Source organism: Azospirillum sp. 11R-A, assembly GCF_049472615.1.
Lineage (GTDB): Bacteria > Pseudomonadota > Alphaproteobacteria > Azospirillales > Azospirillaceae > Azospirillum > Azospirillum palustre.
The window spans coordinates 1-18,409 of the sequence record NZ_JBCEBL010000042.1; the positions used below are offsets into that span (position 1 = coordinate 1).

15 protein-coding genes are annotated in these 18,409 nt (G+C 69.7%); 11 read left to right on the forward strand and 4 right to left on the reverse strand.

The features are described 5' to 3' along the window. Positions 1–614, forward strand: a 614-nt coding sequence (locus VH569_RS33060) for an electron transfer flavoprotein subunit alpha/FixB family protein (protein WP_423321249.1), incomplete at its 5' end; no start/stop codon positions are given. A 74-nt stretch (positions 615–688) separates the two neighbouring features. Here the strand turns inward: VH569_RS33060 and pcaF are convergent. Continuing rightward, the gene (pcaF, locus tag VH569_RS33065) at positions 689–1,894 is read right to left on the reverse strand and encodes a 3-oxoadipyl-CoA thiolase (protein WP_423321251.1); all 1,206 of its coding nucleotides are present in this window, start codon (positions 1,892–1,894) and stop codon (positions 689–691) included. A 191-nt stretch (positions 1,895–2,085) separates the two neighbouring features. Continuing rightward, entirely contained in the window at positions 2,086–2,973 is an 888-nt protein-coding gene (gene gcvA / locus VH569_RS33070; RefSeq protein ID WP_423321253.1) for a transcriptional regulator GcvA, read from the reverse strand. Between the two features lie 109 nt (positions 2,974–3,082). Here gcvA and VH569_RS33075 point away from each other — a divergent pair, with 109 nt between their 5' ends. The 7 genes from VH569_RS33075 (at position 3,083) to VH569_RS33105 (ending at position 12,602) form a co-directional block, all read left to right on the forward strand. Next, a complete protein-coding gene (locus VH569_RS33075; protein WP_377811402.1) occupies positions 3,083–4,246 on the forward strand; it encodes an acyl-CoA dehydrogenase family protein in 1,164 nt (387 codons plus the stop codon). Beyond that, entirely contained in the window at positions 4,243–6,420 is a 2,178-nt protein-coding gene (locus VH569_RS33080) for an acetate--CoA ligase family protein (protein WP_423321256.1), read from the forward strand. Before VH569_RS33075 ends, VH569_RS33080 begins: the two co-directional genes overlap by 4 nt. After that, complete coding sequence (locus VH569_RS33085) at positions 6,417–6,800, forward strand: hypothetical protein (protein WP_423321258.1); 384 nt, start codon at positions 6,417–6,419, stop codon at positions 6,798–6,800. Before VH569_RS33080 ends, VH569_RS33085 begins: the two co-directional genes overlap by 4 nt. Then, positions 6,800–7,648 carry an alpha/beta fold hydrolase gene (locus VH569_RS33090; protein WP_423321259.1) on the forward strand — a complete coding sequence of 283 codons (849 nt, stop codon included), beginning with the start codon at positions 6,800–6,802 and terminating at the stop codon, positions 7,646–7,648. Before VH569_RS33085 ends, VH569_RS33090 begins: the two co-directional genes overlap by 1 nt. Positions 7,649–7,775: 127 nt before the next feature. After that, positions 7,776–9,017 carry an ABC transporter substrate-binding protein gene (locus VH569_RS33095; RefSeq protein ID WP_423321260.1) on the forward strand — a complete coding sequence of 414 codons (1,242 nt, stop codon included), beginning with the start codon at positions 7,776–7,778 and terminating at the stop codon, positions 9,015–9,017. Beyond that, positions 9,014–11,125 (forward strand): 3-hydroxyacyl-CoA dehydrogenase NAD-binding domain-containing protein, encoded by a 2,112-nt coding sequence (locus VH569_RS33100; RefSeq protein WP_423321262.1) that lies wholly within the window; start codon positions 9,014–9,016, stop codon positions 11,123–11,125. Before VH569_RS33095 ends, VH569_RS33100 begins: the two co-directional genes overlap by 4 nt. Positions 11,126–11,156: 31 nt before the next feature. Beyond that, a complete protein-coding gene (locus tag VH569_RS33105) occupies positions 11,157–12,602 on the forward strand; it encodes an NAD-dependent succinate-semialdehyde dehydrogenase (RefSeq protein WP_423321264.1) in 1,446 nt (481 codons plus the stop codon). Positions 12,603–12,688: 86 nt separating this feature from the next. On the opposite strand, the gene VH569_RS33110 is transcribed toward VH569_RS33105, so the two are convergent. Beyond that, complete coding sequence (locus VH569_RS33110) at positions 12,689–14,215, reverse strand: class I adenylate-forming enzyme family protein (protein ID WP_423321266.1); 1,527 nt, start codon at positions 14,213–14,215, stop codon at positions 12,689–12,691. Next, positions 14,212–15,378 (reverse strand): acyl-CoA dehydrogenase family protein, encoded by a 1,167-nt coding sequence (locus VH569_RS33115; protein WP_423321268.1) that lies wholly within the window; start codon positions 15,376–15,378, stop codon positions 14,212–14,214. The genes VH569_RS33110 and VH569_RS33115 overlap by 4 nt, the downstream gene beginning before the upstream one ends. A gap of 206 nt (positions 15,379–15,584) precedes the next feature. On the opposite strand from VH569_RS33115, the gene VH569_RS33120 reads away from it, so the two are divergent. From VH569_RS33120 to VH569_RS33130, 3 genes are read left to right on the forward strand one after another with little or no spacing between them, the layout of a single operon-like run. Then, positions 15,585–16,421, forward strand: a complete 837-nt coding sequence (locus VH569_RS33120; protein ID WP_423321270.1) for a phytanoyl-CoA dioxygenase family protein — start codon at positions 15,585–15,587, stop codon at positions 16,419–16,421. A 4-nt stretch (positions 16,422–16,425) separates the two neighbouring features. Next, the gene (locus tag VH569_RS33125) at positions 16,426–17,556 is read left to right on the forward strand and encodes an alcohol dehydrogenase catalytic domain-containing protein (RefSeq protein WP_423321272.1); all 1,131 of its coding nucleotides are present in this window, start codon (positions 16,426–16,428) and stop codon (positions 17,554–17,556) included. Beyond that, on the forward strand, positions 17,549–18,364 hold the full coding sequence (locus VH569_RS33130; RefSeq protein ID WP_098735470.1) for an enoyl-CoA hydratase-related protein: 816 nt from the start codon (positions 17,549–17,551) through the stop codon (positions 18,362–18,364). The genes VH569_RS33125 and VH569_RS33130 overlap by 8 nt, the downstream gene beginning before the upstream one ends. Positions 18,365–18,409: the final 45 nt, after the last annotated feature.

The following is an 18,409-nucleotide window of genomic DNA, read 5'->3' on the forward strand; positions in this document are numbered from 1 at the left end:
TGGACGTCGCCGCCATCTCCGACATCACCGCTGTGGTCTCCGCCGACACGTTCGAGCGGCCGATCTACGCCGGCAACGCGATTGCCACCGTGCAGTCGGCCGATGCGGTCAAGGTGATCACCGTCCGCACCACCGCCTTCGAGACCGCCGCCGCAGATGGTGGTTCGGCCGCCGTCGAGGCCGTGTCGGGCGCCGGCGCCGCCGGGCTGTCGAGCTTCGTCTCGGCCGAGCTGACCAAGTCGGAGCGTCCGGAGCTGACCGCCGCCCGCGTGGTGGTGTCGGGCGGGCGCGGCATGCAGTCGGGCGAGAACTTCCCGCTGCTGGAGGCGCTGGCCGACAAGCTGGGCGCCGCGGTCGGTGCCTCGCGCGCCGCCGTGGACGCGGGTTTCGTGCCGAACGACTATCAGGTCGGGCAAACCGGCAAGATCGTGGCGCCGGAGCTGTACATCGCCGTCGGCATCTCGGGGGCTATCCAGCACCTCGCCGGCATGAAGGACAGCAAGGTCATCGTCGCGATCAACAAGGATGAGGAAGCGCCCATCTTCCAGGTCGCCGATTACGGCCTCGTCGCGGACCTTTTCAAGGCCGTGCCGGAGTTGCAGCAGGCGCTCTGATCGCGCAGCAACCGTTCAAAGCATAAGGGCGGCCTCCATCGGAAGGCCGCCCTTTCGCCTGGGGACAATGCCCCTTACACCCGTTCCAGCAGCACCGCGATGCCCTGGCCGACGCCGATGCACATGGTGCACAGGGCGTATCGGCCGCCGCGCAGCTCCAGTTCGATCAGCGCGGTGGTGGCCAGCCGGGCACCGGACATCCCCAGCGGATGGCCGAGCGCGATGGCGCCGCCGTTGGGGTTGACCCGCGGATCGTCATCCGCCAGTCCAAGCTCCCGCAGACAGGCAAGCCCCTGTGCGGCGAAGGCTTCGTTCAACTCGATCACGTCGATGCGGTCGAGCGGCACGCCGGTGCGGTCGAGCAGGCGGCGAACCGCCGGGACCGGTCCGATCCCCATCACGCGCGGCTCGACGCCGGCCACCGCCGCGCCGACGATGCGGGCACGCGGCGTGAGGCCATGACGCCGGGCCGCCGCCTCTCCGGCGACGATCAGCGCCGCCGCGCCGTCGTTGATGCCGGACGCGTTGCCGGCGGTCACGGTGCCGCCCGGTCGCACCACCGGCTTCAGCGCCGCAAGCTGGTCGAGCGTGGTGTCGGGCCGCGGATGCTCGTCGGCCGTCACCTCGGCGATCGCCCCCTTGCGGCCGGCGACCGGCACGGCGACGATCTCCCGGGCGAAGCGTCCGCTGCGCTGGGCGGCGCCGGCCCGCTGTTGCGAGCGCAGGGCGAAGGAATCCTGGTCCTCGCGGGCGATGCCATAGCGCTCCGCCACCGTCTCGGCGGTTTCCGGCATGGTGTCCACGCCGTGCGACGCCTTCAGGCGCGGGTTGACGAAGCGCCAGCCCATCGTGGTGTCCTCCAGCCGCATCGCGCGGGAAAAGGCGCCGTCGGCCTTGCCCATGACGAAGGGCGCGCGCGACATGCTCTCCGCCCCGCCGGCCAGGAGCAGGGATTGTTCGCCCGCGCGCACGCCGCGCGCCGCCAGTGCGATGGCGTCGAGCCCCGATCCGCACAGGCGGTTCACCGTGGTGCCGGGCACCGTTTCGGGCAGACCGGCCAGCAGGACCGCCATGCGTGCGATGTTGCGGTTGTCCTCTCCCGCCTGGTTGGCGCAGCCCAGGATCACGTCGTCGATTGCCGACGGATCGAGGGACGGGTTGCGGTCGAGCAATGCCCGCAGGGGAATGGCGGCGAGATCGTCGGCGCGCACCGGCGCCAGCGCGCCGGCGTAACGCCCGATGGGCGTGCGCACGGCGTCGCACAGGAATGCTTCGGTCATAGAGTGGGTCTTCCGCTACCCGCCGCCGATGGAGCAGGACGGGCACTGTGTTGGGCAGGAGGATGGTGGCCGGGCGCGGCAGCGATGGATGCGGCCGGCCGTGTCCCCGACTATCGGAAGTCCGTCGGACTGCGGCAACTGACATAAACTTGCCGGCACATAACCTGCGGTAATGCATGCGCCGCCGCGTTTCAGCCGGCCGCCACCTGCTCGAGCAGCCAGTTGCGCACCTTCGCGATGCGGGCGCGGTCCTGGTGGTTGGGCGGCACCACGAAATAATAGCCGAGGTCGCGGCGCAGGGGCCGGTCGATCGGACAGACCAGGCTGCCGCTGCGCAGCTCGGTTTCCAGCATGGCGGGTTGGCCCATGGCGATGCCCAGCCCGTCCAGGGCAGCCTGATAGGTCAGCAGCGAGCTGGGGAACATCAGCGGCTCCTGCGTCTCCGCCATCGTCAGGCCGGCCGCCTCCAGCCAGTCCGGCCAGTCCCGCCGCCGGTAGTGGGAATGCAGCAGCGGGTAGCGCAGCAGATCGGCCGGCGCCTTCACCGGCGGGCCGCCGGCCAGCAGGGCGGGGCTGCACACCGGCAGGATTTCGTCGGAGAACAGGAAGACCGAGTCCATGCCCTGCCAGTCGCCGGTGCCGAGCTGGATCGCCGCGTCGACGTTGTCGCGGGCGAAGTCGACCGGCGCCACCGCCGTCCGGGTGCGCAGCCGCAGATCGGGGTGGTTGGTCTGCAACTGCGGAAGGCGCCGCATCAGCCATTTCGCCATGAAGGTCGCATAGACCTGCAATTTCAGGGGAGCGGCGGCACGGGCGGACACCAGCTCGGACGTCGCCTCGGCGATGCAGCGGAAGGCCGGTGCGATCTGCGCCGCGTAGCGCTTGCCTTCGCTGGTCAGGGTCAGGCCGCGGGTCTCGCGGTGGAACAGCCGGACCCCCAGGTAATCCTCCAGCAGGGCGACCTGCCGGCTGACTGCCGGCTGGGTGACGCTCAGCTCCTCCGCCGCCTTGGTGAAGCTGCCGTGCCGTGCCGCGCATTCGAAGACGTGGAGCGGATTGAGCGGGGGAACCTGGCGCAAATCACGGTCCATTACATAAGGTTATATGTGCCCAACAACTAGGAATTTGCCGCTTGTCCGTCAATGCGATTGATTGTCCGTAACGCAAATCGATAGCCCCGTCGGAGCCATGGACTTTCAACTCAACCAGGAACAGCGCGCCTTCGCCGACTCCGTGCGCCGCTTTGCCCGCGCCGAGCTGGCCGCCGACGCGCTGAAGCGCGCCCATTCCCCGGCCTTTCCCTGGGACGTGGCCGCGAAACTGTCGGAGATGGGCCTGCTGGGCATCACCATCCGCGAGGAGGATGGCGGCGTCGGCGGCACGCTGATGGACGCGGTGATCGCCATTCAGGAGCTGGCACTGGTCTGCCCCAAGAGTGCCGACGTCGTCCAGGCGGGCAATTTCGGGCCGATCCGCACCTTCGCTGAATATGCCAGCCCCGAGCAGAAGGAGCGCTGGCTGGGCGACCTGCTCGGCGGACGCAAGCTGCTGGCACTGGGCATGAGCGAACCGGACGCCGGATCGGCCGTCACCGATCTGAAGACCAGCGCCCGCGAGGATGGCGACCATTACGTCATCAATGGGTCGAAGGTCTTTTCCACCCACAGCCCGGAAGCGACGCTGTTCCTGATCTATGTCCGCTTCGCCCCCGGCGTCGGCGGCATCGGTTCGGTGCTGATCGAACGCGGCACCCCCGGCTTCGCCGTCGGCCAGCCCTCCGCCTTCATGAGCGGAGAGGAATGGTGCCAGCTCTATTTCGAGGACTGCCGCATTCCTAAGGCGAATGTCCTGCTGGGGCCGGGCGGTTTCAAGAAGCAGATCGCCGGTTTCAACGTGGAGCGCATCGGCAACGCCTCGCGGGCGCTGGCGCTGGGCCGCCATGCCTTCAATCTTGCCAAGGCGCATGCGGAGACGCGGATCCAGTTCGGCCGCCCCTTGTGCGAATTCCAGGGTCTGCAATGGAAATTCGCCGACATGGCGCTGAAGCTGGAGGGCGCGCAGCTGCTGCTCTACCGCGCCGCCACCAATGCCGACAACGGCCTGCCGTCGGCCTATGAGACCTCCATCGCCAAGCTGGCCTGCAACCTCGCCGGTTTCGAGGTCGCCAACGAGGCCCTGCAGATCATGGGCGGCACCGGCTATAGCCAGGAGGCCCTGGTCGAATATTGCGTGAAGCGGACGCGCGGCTGGATGATCGCCGGCGGCTCCATCGAGATTTTGAAGAACCGCATCGCCGAAGAGCTGTTCGAGCGCCGCTTCGATCAGCGCCCACCGCGGGAGAGCCGGTCGTGAGCGGCATCGCCCTTAAGGGCTGCACCGGCTCCGCCCTGGCCGAGGCCCTGCTGCGGCCGCGCACGGTGGCGCTGGTCGGGGTGTCGGACGACCTCGCGAAGACCGCCGCCCGTCCGCTGCGCTTCCTGCGCCGCGCCGGATATGGCGGCGAGGTCTACAGCGTCAATCCCACCCGCGCCACCGTGCAGGGCGAGCCGGCCTTCGCGTCGCTGTCGGCCCTGCCGGTACGGCCGGATCATGCCTTCATCCTGACCGGCACCGATGCGGCCATCGCCGCGCTAGAGGAGTGCGGGCGGCTGGGCGTCCCGGTCGCGACCATCCTGGCCGGCGGTTTCTCCGAGGCGGGCGGCGCCGGCATCGAGCGGGAAAAGCGGCTGGCCGAGATCGGCCGGTCCTATGGCGTGCGCGTGCTGGGCCCCTCCAGCATCGGCGTGGTCAATGTGCATGAGCGGCTGGTGCTGACCGCCAACGCCGCCTTCGCCGAACCCGACCTGCCGGAAGGCGGGGTGTTCGTCGCCTCGCACAGCGGAAGCCTGATCGGTGCGATGCTGTCGCGCGGCAAGGCGCGCGGCGTCGGTTTCGCCGGGCTGGTGTCGGTTGGCGGCGAGGTGGATTTGTCGGTCGGCGAGATCTGCGAGGCGACGCTCGACGATCCGAGGATCGGCGGTTATCTGCTGTTCCTGGAATCGATGCGCAACGCCGACACGCTCCGCCGCTTCGCCTTGGCGGCGGCGGAGCGCGGCAAGCCGGTGGCGGCCTACAAGCTGGGCCGCTCGGCGGAGGCGGCGGAACTGGCGGTCTCCCACACCGGCGCGCTCGCCGGGGCGGATGACGTCGCCGACACCTTCCTGCGCGATTGCGGAATCGCGCGGGTGGAATCCTTCGACGGGTTGCTGGAGATCATGCCGCTGCTCAACCGGATGCCGGTGAAATCGGTGCGGCACCCTGCTGTCGGTGTCGTCACCACCACCGGCGGCGGTGCGGCCATGGCCATCGACCAGCTTGCCATCCGCGGCGTGCGGGTCGCCGCCCCCAGCCCGGACACCGTACGCCGCCTTGCCGAGGTCGGGATCGCGGCAGGGGAGGGGCGTCTGGTCGATCTGACGCTGGCCGGCACCCGCTACGACGTGATGAAGGCCGCGCTGGGGGTGATGCAGACCGCGCCGGAATTCGATCTGGTGCTGGCGACGGTCGGGTCCTCCGCCCGCTTCCAGCCCGATCTGGCGGTGGCGCCGGTGATCGACAGCGCGCGGGAGCATGACAAGCCGCTGGCCGCCTTCATCGTGCCGGAGGCGCCGGAAGCGCTGCTGCGCCTGAACGCCGCCGGGGTGCCTTGCTTCCGCGCGCCGGAATCCTGCGGCGACGTGATCGCCGCCGCGTTCAACCGCCGGGTTCCCCGCCCCGAATTGGCGACCCCGCCGCTGCCGGTTCCGCCGGGAGCCGGTGGGCGGACCCTTGGGCGGGCCATCGACGAGGCCGAGGCCTACCGTCTCTTCGCCCGCGTCGGCGTTCCCCATGCGCCGGTCGCGGTGCTGACGGTCGGCGAACCGGTGCCGGAGCTTCCCTTCGCCTATCCGGTGGTCGCCAAGGTCCTGCACCCGGACATCGCCCACAAGACCGACGTCGGCGGCGTGGTGCTGAACATCGCCGATGCCGGCGCGCTGTCGGCCGCCATGGCGGCGATCCGCGACCGGGTCGAGGCCGCGCGGCCGGGGGTGGGCGTGCGCAGGATCCTGGTCCAGCCGATGACCCGAGGCGTGGGCGAGGTGCTGGTCGGTCTGCGCCGCGACCCCCAGGTCGGGCCGGTGGTGATGCTGGCCGCCGGTGGCGTGCTGACCGAGATCTACCGCGACCGTGCCCTGCGGCTGGCTCCGGTGGACCGGGCCACCGCGCTGGAGATGATCGGCGAGGTGAAGGCGCTCCAGGCCCTGGCCGGTTATCGCGGCCGGACCGCGGGCGACCTCGGCGCCGTCGCCGATGCGCTGGTCGCCGTCTCCCGCCTTGCCCTGCTGGACGACGTGACCGTGCTGGAGGCGGAGATCAACCCGCTGATGGTGATGGCCGACGGGCAGGGGGCGGTGGCGGTCGACGCGCTGGTCCAGCTCGCAACGGCGGATGCGCCCGCCCAATCCCAAGAAGACGACACCGAAACCCGTTCCGGGAGGAACCGATGATGTCCAGGCCGGATGTGCTCTCACTGCCGGAACTTGTGAACGCCAATGAACGGCTCGTCCATCGCGGCCGTTTCCTGACCGCGGCGATGCGGCTGGACATCGGCGCCGACGCCTATCTGATCTCCATCGACCGCGGGCGGATCGCCGAGGTTCGCAAGGGTCCGTTCGTCATGCCGTCCTGGACCTTCGGCCTGTCCTGCCCGGCCGATGCGCTGGAGCGCTTCTGGCAGCCGCTGCCGCCGCCGGGCTTCCACGACCTGTTCGCCCTGCTGCGGCGAGGCGACCTGACCCTGTCCGGCAACCTGCAACCCTTCATGGCCAACCTGCTCTACATCAAGGACGTGATGGCCAGCCTGCGCAGCCCGAAGGAAACCGCCTGATGCGTGCGACGATCGAATCCATCACCGGGCGTTACATGCGGCTGGATTACAAAGGCCGCGAACACCGGATCTATTTCGAAGAGGCGGGGCAGGGCATTCCGCTGGTATGCCTGCACACCGCCGGTTCGGACGGCCGCCAGTTCCGCGGCATCCTGAACGACCCGCGCATCACCCGCGATTTCCGCGTCATCGCCTTCGACCTGCCCTGGCACGGCAAATCCTCGCCGCCCGCCGGCTGGCAGGACGGTGACTACCAGCTGACCAGCGCCGACTACACCGACATCATCCTGACCGTCTGCCGCGCGCTGGAGCTGGACCGTCCGGTGGCGATGGGCTGTTCCATCGGCGGGCGTATCGCGCTGCATCTGGCGATGGAGCATGCCGAGGAGTTCCGCGCCATCATCGGGCTGCAATCCTCGGCCCACGTCCATCCCTATTACGACACGACCTGGCTGCATCATCCGGACGTGCATGGCGGGGAAGTCTGCGCCGCCATCGCCGCCGGGCTGGTCGGGCCGAACGCGCCCGACGCCCACCGCTGGGAAACGGTGTGGCACTACATGCAGGGCGGTCCGGGCATCTTCAAGGGCGACCTCTATTTCTACAAGGTGGACGGCGACATCCGCCATCGGCTGAGCGAGATCGACACCAGCCGCTGCCCGCTTTATCTGCTGACCGGCGAATACGACTATTCCTGCTCTCCGGCCGACACGCTGGAGACCGCCGCCTGCATCCCCGGCGCCACCGTATCGATCATGCCGGGGCTGGGCCATTTCCCGATGAGCGAGGACCCGGAAGGCTTCGTCGCCCATCTGCTGCCGGTCCTGAGCGAGATCGCCCACCGCTGAGCCCCGTTCCGACGACAGGTATCCACATTACCGGCCGATTGCCTGCCAACCGCCGGCGCTTCGACAACAACCGGCCGCCGCCCGCAACGAAGGTGGCGGCCACCAATTCCCTGGGGAGGGACCAATCATGCGTGCTATCACTGTTCGGGTGCCCGGTCTGCGGGCGCTGACCGCCACGGCCGTCGCGGCACTGACCATCGGTCTGGCCGGTGGCGCCGCCGCCGAGATTTCCGGCAAGACGGTGAAGATCGGCGTCCTGACCGACATGTCCGGTCCCTATTCCGACAATGTCGGCGCCGGAGCCGTTCTGGCCGCCCAGATGGCGGCGGAGGATTTCGGTGGCAAGGTCAATGGCGCCGCGATCGAGATCGTCTCGGCCGACCACCAGAACAAGGCGGACGTGGGCTCCGGCATCGCACGGCGCTGGTATGACGTCGAGGGGGTCGATGCGATCACCGAGGTGGTGTCGTCCGCCGTGGCCCTGTCGGTGCAGGGGCTCTCGCGCGAGAAGAACCGCATGTTCCTGGCGACCGGCCCCGGTACGCCGGATCTGACCGGCAAGGCCTGCTCGCCCGTCGGCGTGCATTGGGCCTACGACAATTATGCCCTGCCGACCGTTGCCACCACCGCGCTGGTCAAGCGCGGGTTGAAGGACTGGTATTTCCTGACCGCCGACTACAGCTTCGGCCACGCCCTGGAAGGCGAGGCGACCCGTGTGGTCAAGGCCAACGGCGGCACGGTCGTCGGGGCGGTGCGGGCGCCGCTCAACACCGCTGACTTCTCCTCCTATCTGCTGCAGGCGCAGGCATCGACGGCCACCGTGGTCGGGCTGGCGAACGCCGGGGCCGACATGATCAATGCCGTCAAGCAGGCGAACGAGTTCGGCATCACCGCCGGCGGCAAGACGATGGCGGCGCTGCTGGTCAATTTGCCCGACATCCATGCCCTGGGGCTGGAGAGCGCACAGGGCCTGACCTTCGCCGAAAGCTTCTATTGGGACATGAACGACGAGACGCGGGCCTGGAGCAAGCGGTTCATGGACCGCTTCAACGGCCGGGCGCCCGGCGGTTTGCAGGCGGCGGTCTATGGCGCCGTCACCCATTATCTGAAGGCGATCCAGGCCATCGACAGCGACGACGCCACCAAGGTGGCCGAACAGATGCGCAAGACTCCGATCGACGACTTCTACACCAAAAACGGCTCCATCCGTCCCGACGGGCGGGTGATCCGCGACATGTACCTGATGCAGGTGAAGAAGCCGTCGGAGTCCAAGGGTCCCTGGGACTATTACAAGATCCTGGAGACGGTGCCCGGCGACAAGGCCTTCCGTCCGATGGACCAGGGCGGCTGCCCGCTGGTGGCGAAGTGACCGGCAGGCCGGCCGAAGTGCTCGGCGACCGGGCCGGCGGGACGGTCCGGCTGGAGCGCGACGGCGGGGTGGCGGTGATCGTCATCGACAACCCGCCGGTCAACGCCGGGTCCGCCGCCGTGCGGCGCGGGCTGCTCGACGCCGTCGCGACGGTCGCGGCCGATCCGGACCTGGAGGCGGCGGTGCTGATCGGCGCCGGCAAGACCTTCATCGCCGGCTCCGACCTGCGCGAGTTCGGCCAGCCGCTGGAGGAGCCGCAGCTTCCCGCCGTCATCGCCGCCATCGAGGCCTGCGCGAAGCCGGTGGTCGCCGCCCTGCATGGGGCGGCGCTGGGCGGCGGGTTCGAGCTGGCGCTGGGCTGCGACGCCCGCGTCGCGGCCCCCGGCACGCGGGTGGGTCTGCCGGAGGTGACGCTGGGCATGATCCCCGGCGCCGGAGGCACGCAGCGCCTGCCGCGTCTGGTTGGCGTTTCCACCGCCATCGGCCTGATCTGCGAAGGCCGGCGGGTGTCCGCCGCCGACGCGCTGGCGCTCGGGCTGGTCGACGCGGTGGTGGAGGGGGCGGTGGTAAAGGGGGATGGCGCGCAGTCCTTGCGGGCATCCGCCGTCGCCCATGCGCTGGGTCTCGCCGGGGCCAAGAATCGGGTGGCCGACCGCGCCGTCCCGGCCGAGCCGGCCGAGCGCATCGAGGCCGCGGCCAGCGCCGCCCTGCGCGCCGGCCGCGGGCGCCCTCCGGTGGTGGAGGCGATCCGGGCCGTCCGTGCCGCCGCCGAGCGGCCGCTGGACGAAGCGCTGGCGGAGGAGCGTGCGGTTTTCCAACGGCTGCGCCTGGAGACGGAAGCCTTCGCCCGCCGTCACCTGTTCTTCGCCGAGCGGGATTCGGCCCGCCTGCCGGATCTGGAGGGCGTGGCGGCGCGGCGGCTGGAGCGGATCGGTGTGATCGGCGCCGGCACGATGGGGACCGGCATCGTCATCGCCGCGCTGGACGCCGGTCTGCCGGTGACGCTGCTGGAACGCGACGCGCAGGCGCTGGGGTCCGGGATGGCCCGGCTGCGCGACCATTATGCCCGCCGGGTGGATGGCGGGAAGATGAGCGCCGGGGAGGCCGGGAAGCGGCTCGCGGCGCTCGATCCCACCACCGACATGGTGGCGCTCGCCACCGCCGATCTGGTGATCGAGGCGGTGTTCGAGGATCTTGCCGTCAAGCAGGACCTGTTCCGCCGGCTGGATGCCGTGCTGGCGCCGGGGACGGTGCTGGCGTCGAACACCTCCTATCTGGATCTCGACGCCATCGCGGCGGCCACCGGACGGCCGCAGGATGTGGTGGGTCTGCATTTCTTCAGCCCGGCCAACGTCATGCGCCTGCTGGAGGTGGTCCGCGGGGCGAAAACCGCGCCCGACGCTCTGGCGACCGGCATCGCGCTGGCGAAGCGGCTCGGCAAGCTCCCGGTGGTGGCGGGGAACGCCTTCGGCTTCATCGGCAACCGCATCTATGCCGCCTACCGCCGCCAATGCGAATTCCTGATCGAGGAAGGGTCGCTTCCGGCGGATGTCGACGCGGCGCTGGAGCGGTTCGGCTTCGCCATGGGGCCGTTCGCGGTGGCCGACCTGTCGGGGCTGGACATCGCCTGGCGGATGCGCCGGCAACAGGCCGCGACCCGCGATCCGGCGGCCCGTTACGTCGAGATTCCCGACCGGCTGTGCGAGGCCGGACGGTTCGGCCGCAAGACCGGCGCCGGCTATTACCGCTATCCGTCCGGCGCCAAGCGGGGTGAACCGGACCCGGAGGTCACCCTGCTGATCGAAGCGGCGTCGGCCGCCAAGGGCATCGCCCGCGCCGCGGTTTCCGACGAGGAGATCGTCACCCGCGTGCTGCTGACCATGGTCAACGAAGCCGCCTGCCTGCTGTCGGAGGGGGTTGCCGCCCGCGCGTCGGACATCGACCTCGTGCTGGTCAACGGCTATGGCTTCCCGGCCTGGGAGGGCGGGCCGCTGTTCTGGGCCGGCCGCCAGGACCCGGCATGGCTCGCAGCCGGGCTGGCGCGGCTGGGAGACCTCAGCGGACCGGGCTTCCGGCTCTGCGATCCGGGCGTGCTTCGCGCCGCCTGAGACCATCGAACTTGGCTGTAGAGAGGCGACGATGACGAACACCGCCTATCCTGACCTTCGCCTGTGGATCGGTGGGCGCTGGATCGAGGCCGGAGGCCGGACCGGCGAACCGGTGATCGACCCGGCGACCGGCGCGACGCTCGGACTGCTGCCCCACGCCGGTGCCGACGACGTTGATGCGGCGGTCGCGGCGGCGGCCGAAGGCTTCCGGCTCTGGCGGCGGACCAGCGCGGTCGAGCGGTCGGCGCTGTTGCGCCGCACGGCCGACCTGATGCGGGCGGATGCCGGCAGCCTCGCCGCCCTGATCGCCGTGGAACTGGGCAAGCCGGTCGTCGAGGCCGTGCGCGAGGTCGAGACGGCGGCCGGCATGTTCGACTGGGCCGCGGAGGAGTGCCGCCGGTCCTATGGCCGCATCATTCCGTCCCGCACGCCGGGCCATCGGCTGATGGCGCTGCGCGAGCCTGTCGGGCCGGTGGCGGCCTTCAGCGGCTGGAACGCCCCAGCGATCACGCCGGCGCGCAAGATCGCGGGCGCGCTGGGGGCGGGCTGCTCCATCGTCATCAAGCCGTCGGAAGGGACGCCGGCGTCCGCCCTCTTCATTGCCCGTGCGCTGGCCGAAGCCGGTCTGCCCGCCGGTGTCGCCAACATGCTGTTCGGCAACCCCGGTGCGGTGGCCGAGCGGCTGATGGAGGCGGAAGCCATCCGCATGGTGTCCTTTACCGGCTCGATCCCCGTCGGCAAGCATCTGGCCGCCCTGGCGACGCGGACGATGAAGCGCGGCGTCTTCGAGCTGGGCGGCCACGCCCCGGTGCTGGTCTTTCCCGACGTGGACGTCGAGGCGGTGGCCCGCGGTGCGGCTGCCGCCAAGTTCCGCAGTTCCGGGCAGATCTGCACGTCGCCGACCCGCTTCTATGTGCATCACTCGATCCATGACCGTTTCGCCGCCGCCTTCGCCGAAGCGGCATCGGCGATCCGTGTCGGCGATCCCTTCGACAGCGCGACGCAGATGGGGCCGGTGCAGAACGCCCGCCGGCTGGCGGCGGTCAAAGCACTGGTGGAGGATGCCCGGCGGAACGGCGCGACGGTGGCGGCCGGCGGCACCCGCATCGACCGGCCCGGCTTCTTCTATCGGCCGACGGTGCTGACCGGTGTCACCGACGCCTGCCGGGCCGCCAGCGAAGAGCCGTTCGGGCCGCTGGCGCTGGTTGCCTCCTTCCGCGACGCGGACGAAGCGGTGGCATTGGCGAACCGCCTGTCGCTCGGGCTGGCGTCCTACGTCTTCACACGGGATCTTGCGCTCGCCGACCGGCTCTCGGCGGAGATCGAATGCGGCAATGTCGTGGTGAACCATTGGGTGGTGTCGCACCCGGAAACGCCCTTCGGCGGCATCAAGGACAGCGGCATCGGACTGGAAGGCGGAACCGAGGGGTTCCAGGCCTTCGAACAGGTGAAGTTCGTCAGCCAGGCCCCCCTCTGATCGGCCGGGAAACATCGGCGCGTCCGGGCGACAGGTTTGCGGGCTCGATCCGCCGTTGGAAGACGCCGTTGGGATCCGTTGTTGGGTCAGGCGGTCGGCAACATTGGGGGCGTGGCAGGGGTATCGGCCTTGTGCCTCCCCAGATCCACGACGTCGCCGGGACGATCCTGCAGCAGGTGACGCTGCACCTTCTGGGTGGCCGTCTTCGGGATTTCCGTCCGCATCTCGACGAAGCGCGGAATCATGAAGGCCGGGATGCGGCCGGTCAGGAAAGCCGGCAGGTCCCGCGGGTCGAAGCCGGGACGGGGAACGATCACCGCCTTGATCTCCTCGCCGAGGATGTCGTCGGCAACGCCGACGACGGCGCAGTCCTGAACGGCCGGATGCTTCAGCAGGGCCGTCTCGATCTCGACGGGGGCGATCATCTCCCCGGCGCGCCGGATCAGTTCCTTCATCCGGCCATCGAAATGCAGGAAGCCGTCGGCGTCGATCATGCCGCGGTCGCCGGTGTGCAGCCACAGGTTCCGCGTCGCCGCCACCGTCGCCTCGGGCTTCTTCCAGTAGCCGTCGAACATCAGGCCGGGGCGGCGGGGGCGGACGACGATCTCGCCCTTCGCGCCGGGAGGGAGCGGGGTGTCGTCGGCATCGACCACGCACAGTTCGGTGTCCGGCCGGGGGGCGCCGACGCTGCCGAACTTCGCGGCCCGGGCGGTGTTCATCGACACCCAGCCGCCGGTCTCGGTCATGCCGTACAGCTCGCGCACCGCAACGCCCAGCTGTTCCTCGATCTCGCGCCAGACCCCGGGGGGCGCGCCGCCGCCGACCGCCCAGCGCAGGGAGTGGCCGCGCTCCGGCCCGGTCAGTCGCTTGGCGAGGATGCTCAGCACCGTGCCGACATAGGTGAAGCCGGTGGCGCCGTACCGCCGCGCATCCTCCAGCAGCCGCGAGGCCGAAAAGCGCGGCAGCAGCGCCAGCGCCGCCCCGGCCCGCAGGCAGGACATCACGCCGTACATCTGCGGATTGGCGTGGAACAGCGGCAGGAACAGCAGGATCCGATCCTCCTCCGTCAGCTCCAGCGCCGCCGCCATATGCTCGCCCGCCAGCTCGTAGCAGGCGTTCGGAATGACCGCTCCCTTCGGCAGGCCGGTGGTACCGGAGGTGTAGAGGATGGCGTTGGCCGTGCCGCCGGGCAGGGCGAGGCGGCGGCGCGGCGCCCGTCCGGGTCCGGCGGCCGTCTCGAAACGGCCGTCCATCGGCAGCAGCGCCGGGGCGGCGGCGGGCAGGGCGGAGAGAAACTCCTCCTCGGCGATCAGCAGGGAGGCTTCGCTCTGCTCCAGAAGATAGCGCAGCCCCTCGCCGACCAGGGCGGTGTTGAGCGGAACCGTGATGGCGCCCAGTTCCGACAGCGCGAACCATGCGACGAGGAAGCCCGGCCGGTTGCCGACCATCATCGCCACGGTGCTGCCGGCCGTCACACCCTGCGCGGTCAGACGCTTGACGGCGTCGTCCACCAGCGCCGCCATGGCGCCATAGGTGATGCTGCGGTCGCCGAACAGCAGGAAGGGACGGCCGGGCGTGGCGGCGGCGCGGGCATAGAGCGGATCGGCGATCACGACAGCGCCTCCCGCCGCAGGGCGACATGCTGTTGCAGCCGTTTGGCGATGGTGTTCTTGAGGATTTCCGACGATCCGCCGGCGATCTCGTAAGCCTTGGCGTCGCGCAGGTATCGCCCGAAGCGCGCCGATTCCATGACGCCATAGGCGCCGCAGATCTGCACGGCGCGGGCGGCGGTGTCGGTGGCGACCCGGCTGGCGAGCAGCTTGGCCTCGCTGCCGAAACGGGCGATGTCATCATGCGCGTCCAGCTTGCGCGCGGCTTCGTAGGTCAGCAGCCGGGCGGCGTCGATGTCCGCCAGCATGTCGGCGAAGTACCATTGGATTCCCTGGAAATCCAGGATCCTGCGGTCGAAGGCGCTGCGTCCGGCGGCGAAGTCCAGCGCGCCGTCGAAGGCGGCCCGTGCAATGCCGAGGCTGATGGCGGCGGCCATGGTCCGCGAATAGTCCAGCGTCGTCACCGCCTGGCGGACGCCCTTGCCCTCCACCCCGATCAGGTGATCGGCGGGCAGCGTCACCCGGTCCAGCACCAGATCGACATGCGGCCCGTTGCGCAGGCCGAAGGTGGCGGCGTTTGGCCCTTCCTCCGTGGACACGCCATCCATGCCCTGGCGGACGAAGAAGGCCGACACGCCGACCGGCGTTTCCGCCAGAATCACGTAGGCCTCCGCGGCCGAGCCGGAGGTGATGAAGGATTTGCGGCCGCTCAGAATCCAGCGGTCGCCGTCCCGCACCGCCTTGGTGTCGAGGCTGCGGATGTCGCTGCCGTGGTTGGCCTCGGTCAAGGCGTAGGAGGTGATCAGCCCGCGGCCGAACTCCGGCAGAACCGTGCGTTTCAGGCTGTCCGCACCGAACAGGCGGATGATGGTCTGGGCCTGCAGGATGGTGATCAGGCTGATGCCGACGGCGGCGCTGGCATAGGAGGCCTCCTCGAACAGCGCCGCACAATGGGCGAAGCCGAGGCCGCGCCCGCCGTACTCTTCCGGCAGCGTCAGGCTGGTATAGCCCTGGCGGGCCAGTTCCTTGATCGCGGCGACCGGATAGACGTCCTCCCGGTCGATGGCGTCGGCGTCAGGCTCCACATGGTCGGCGACCGCGCGCCTCAGGGGAGCGAGAAATTCCGGTTCGACCGGGTCGGTCCACAACCCTATCGGCATTTGCATCGGCCGCATCCTCCCTTGGGATCCTGTCGGTATCGGCACCGGTCGCCGGCTTGACGCAGCCGGATGATCCGCTCTTTCCCCGGACATTTGTTCGATGGGCGGATCGTTGACGTTTTCCATTGAACTCGTTCGCATACGATAATAACCTACCGATATATCGGCTGTACATCAATCATATCTTCAAAGCGGAACCGAGGGAGGGTGCCATGAGACTGACCGACGCGCAGGTGGCCGAGTATGAGGAACGCGGCTATCTGGTGTTTCCCGGCCTCGTGTCGCACGAGGAGGTGGAAATCCTGCGCCACGACCTGCATCGCGTGACGGGGATCGAGGCCGAAGGCGTCATCCGTGAGAAAAGCGGTGCGGTCCGGTCGGTCTTCCGTGTGCATGACGAGACCGGTCCGACCGCATCGCCGCCGTTCCAGGCGCTGGCCACCCTGCCGCGGGTGATCGACCCGGCGCGTCAGGTGCTGGGCGCCGAAACGGTCTACGTCTATCACACGAAGTGCAACCTGAAGGACGCCATCGACGGCGCCATCTGGCAGTGGCACCAGGATTACGGCTACTGGAAGACGGACGGCGTCGACCGGCCGGACATGACGACCTCGCTGCTGATGCTGGACGAGGCGACCGAGATCGGCGGCTGCCTCTACTTCATTCCCGGCAGCCACAAGCTGGGCCGGCTCGATCCGGAAATGGACGAGACCACGACATCCTACAAGCTGTGGACGGTGCCCAAGGATCAGGTCATCGAGATCATGACGCGGTTCGGCGATCCGGTGCCGATCACCGGCAAGCCGGGCACCGTGGTCCTGTTCCATCCGAACATCGTTCACGGCTCCGGCCACAACATGTCGCGCCATGCGCGCTGGCACATCTACACCGTCTACAATCAGGTTTCGAACAGGCCGCATGGCATCGAGAACCCCCGGCCGGAATGGGTGGTGGCGCGGCGCTGCGACGCTTTGGAGACCGGCAGCGACGACGGCATCCTGCGTCTGGCCGATGCCGATGCCGATGCCCGGCGGCCGGCGGCGGAGTAGGGGGATGGCGGGATCGACCTTCCAGGCGGCGGTGCTTCGCGAGACGGGAGCGCCGCTGTCCATCGAACCGCTCACCCTGGCGCCGCTTGAGCCGGGCGACGTGCTGATCCGCATGCATGCGGCTGGCCTGTGCCACACCGACCGCGAGGCGATGACCGGCGCCTTCGCTGTGCCGCTGCCGGTCGTGCTCGGGCATGAGGGCGCCGGCGTGGTCGAGGCGGTCGGGTCGGCGGTTCAGCGGGTGAAGCCGGGCCAGCATGTGGTCTGCACCATCTATGCAGCCTGCGGCCAGTGCTATTACTGCCGGCACGACCAGCCGATGCTGTGCGACATGGTGGTGCCCAACCATCGCGCGGCGACCCTGTCGGCGGGACGCAGGCGGCTGCGCGACGCCTCCGGGGCGGAGGTCGGCCATTTCCTCAGCGTGTCGTCCTTCGCCGAATACGCGGTGGTTCCGGAGGCCGCGGCCATTCCGGTGCCGGACGAGATGCCTTTCGACCGCGCCTGCCTGCTTGGCTGCAGCGTCATCACCGGCGTCGGAGCGGCGCTGCGCGTCGCCCGTGTCGGGCTGGGCGACAGCGTGGTGGTGATCGGCTGCGGCCCGGTGGGGCTGAACGTGGTGCAGGGCGCAAGGCTGGCCGGGGCCGGGGCGATCATCGCCGTCGACCGCCGCGCCGACAAGCTGGAGCGCGCCAGTGCCTTCGGCGCCACCCACACCATGCTCGGCAGCGAGGATCTGCGTGGCGAGGATCTGGCGGCCCGGGTGCGCGCGATCACCGGCGGCCGCGGAGCCGACCACGCCTTTGAAGCAGCCGGCGTCATCGGCTCGCTCCAGGAGTCGGTGGACTGCACCCGGCCGGGCGGCAGTGTCACCATCCTGGGCAAGACCGATCCCAACCGGCTGGTCGAACTGCGCTTCGGCTCGATCAGCGGCGAGCGGCGCATCCTGCGCTCCAGCCTGGGCGGAGCGAAGGCGGCCGACGATTTTCCGGCCTATGCGCAGGCCTATCTCGACGGCCGGCTGCGCCTGGACGAGATGATCGACCGGCGCCTGCCGCTGGCCGCCATCAACGATGCTTTCGAGGATGTGGAGCGCGGCGATGTCATCCGCGCCGTGGTGGTGATGCATGAGTGACGACACTGTCGAGAACGCCGGCACCAACGCCGGCACCGCCCGGCTGGAGCGCCGCGGCGCCGTCGCCATCCTGACGCTGGACGCGCCGAAGACCCGCAACGCCGTCACCGATCCGCCGGTGCTGAACCCGCTCATCGCGGCGCTGGAGGAGGTGCGGGACGACCGCTCGGTGCGGGTGCTGGTGGTGACCGGCGCCGGCAAGGCCTTCAGCGCCGGTGGCAACATCCACGACATCCGCGACCGGCGCGGCATGTTCGGCGGTCCCGCCGATCAGGTGCGCAACGCCTACCGCGCCGGGGTCCAGCGCATCCCCCGCGCCATGGCCGATCTCGAAATCCCGGTGATCGCGGCGGTGAACGGCCCTGCCTATGGCGCAGGCTGCGATCTGGTCTTCATGTGCGACCTGCGCATCGCCGGGGAGTCGGCGCGGATCAGCTCCAATTTCGTGAAGCTGGGGCTGATTTCCGGCGATGGCGGGCTGTGGTTCCTCACGCGCGTCGCCGGTCCGGCGGTGGCCGCTGAAATGGCTTTCACCGGACGGGCGGTCGGCGGCGCGGAAGCGGCAGCCCTGGGGCTGGTGTCCCGCGTGGTGCCGGACGCTGAGCTGATGCCGACGGCGCTCGCCCTGGCGGAGGAGATCGCCGCCAATCCGCCGGAAGCGGTGCGCATGACCAAGCGCATGCTGCAGCAGGCGGGCCGGGTCGATCTGTCCACCATGCTCGACATGGCGGCGGCGTTGCAGGGCATCTGCCACGCGGGAGAGGAATCCCGCCTCGCCATCGCGGCGGCGATGAAGCCCGTCTCCTGATCCGCCGAGTTATCAGCCGCTGTGTTTCCAGTCGCTGTGTTTCCA

Coding starts and splice junctions, on each gene's coding strand:
- pcaF (WP_423321251.1), bottom strand. CDS start 1,894: ATGACCGAAGCATTCCTGTGCGACGCCGTGCGCACGCCCATCGGGCGT.
- VH569_RS33075 (WP_377811402.1), top strand. CDS start 3,083: ATGGACTTTCAACTCAACCAGGAACAGCGCGCCTTCGCCGACTCCGTG.
- VH569_RS33085 (WP_423321258.1), top strand. CDS start 6,417: ATGATGTCCAGGCCGGATGTGCTCTCACTGCCGGAACTTGTGAACGCC.
- VH569_RS33090 (WP_423321259.1), top strand. CDS start 6,800: ATGCGTGCGACGATCGAATCCATCACCGGGCGTTACATGCGGCTGGAT.
- VH569_RS33095 (WP_423321260.1), top strand. CDS start 7,776: ATGCGTGCTATCACTGTTCGGGTGCCCGGTCTGCGGGCGCTGACCGCC.
- VH569_RS33105 (WP_423321264.1), top strand. CDS start 11,157: ATGACGAACACCGCCTATCCTGACCTTCGCCTGTGGATCGGTGGGCGC.
- VH569_RS33115 (WP_423321268.1), bottom strand. CDS start 15,378: ATGCAAATGCCGATAGGGTTGTGGACCGACCCGGTCGAACCGGAATTT.
- VH569_RS33120 (WP_423321270.1), top strand. CDS start 15,585: ATGAGACTGACCGACGCGCAGGTGGCCGAGTATGAGGAACGCGGCTAT.
- VH569_RS33125 (WP_423321272.1), top strand. CDS start 16,426: ATGGCGGGATCGACCTTCCAGGCGGCGGTGCTTCGCGAGACGGGAGCG.
- VH569_RS33130 (WP_098735470.1), top strand. CDS start 17,549: ATGAGTGACGACACTGTCGAGAACGCCGGCACCAACGCCGGCACCGCC.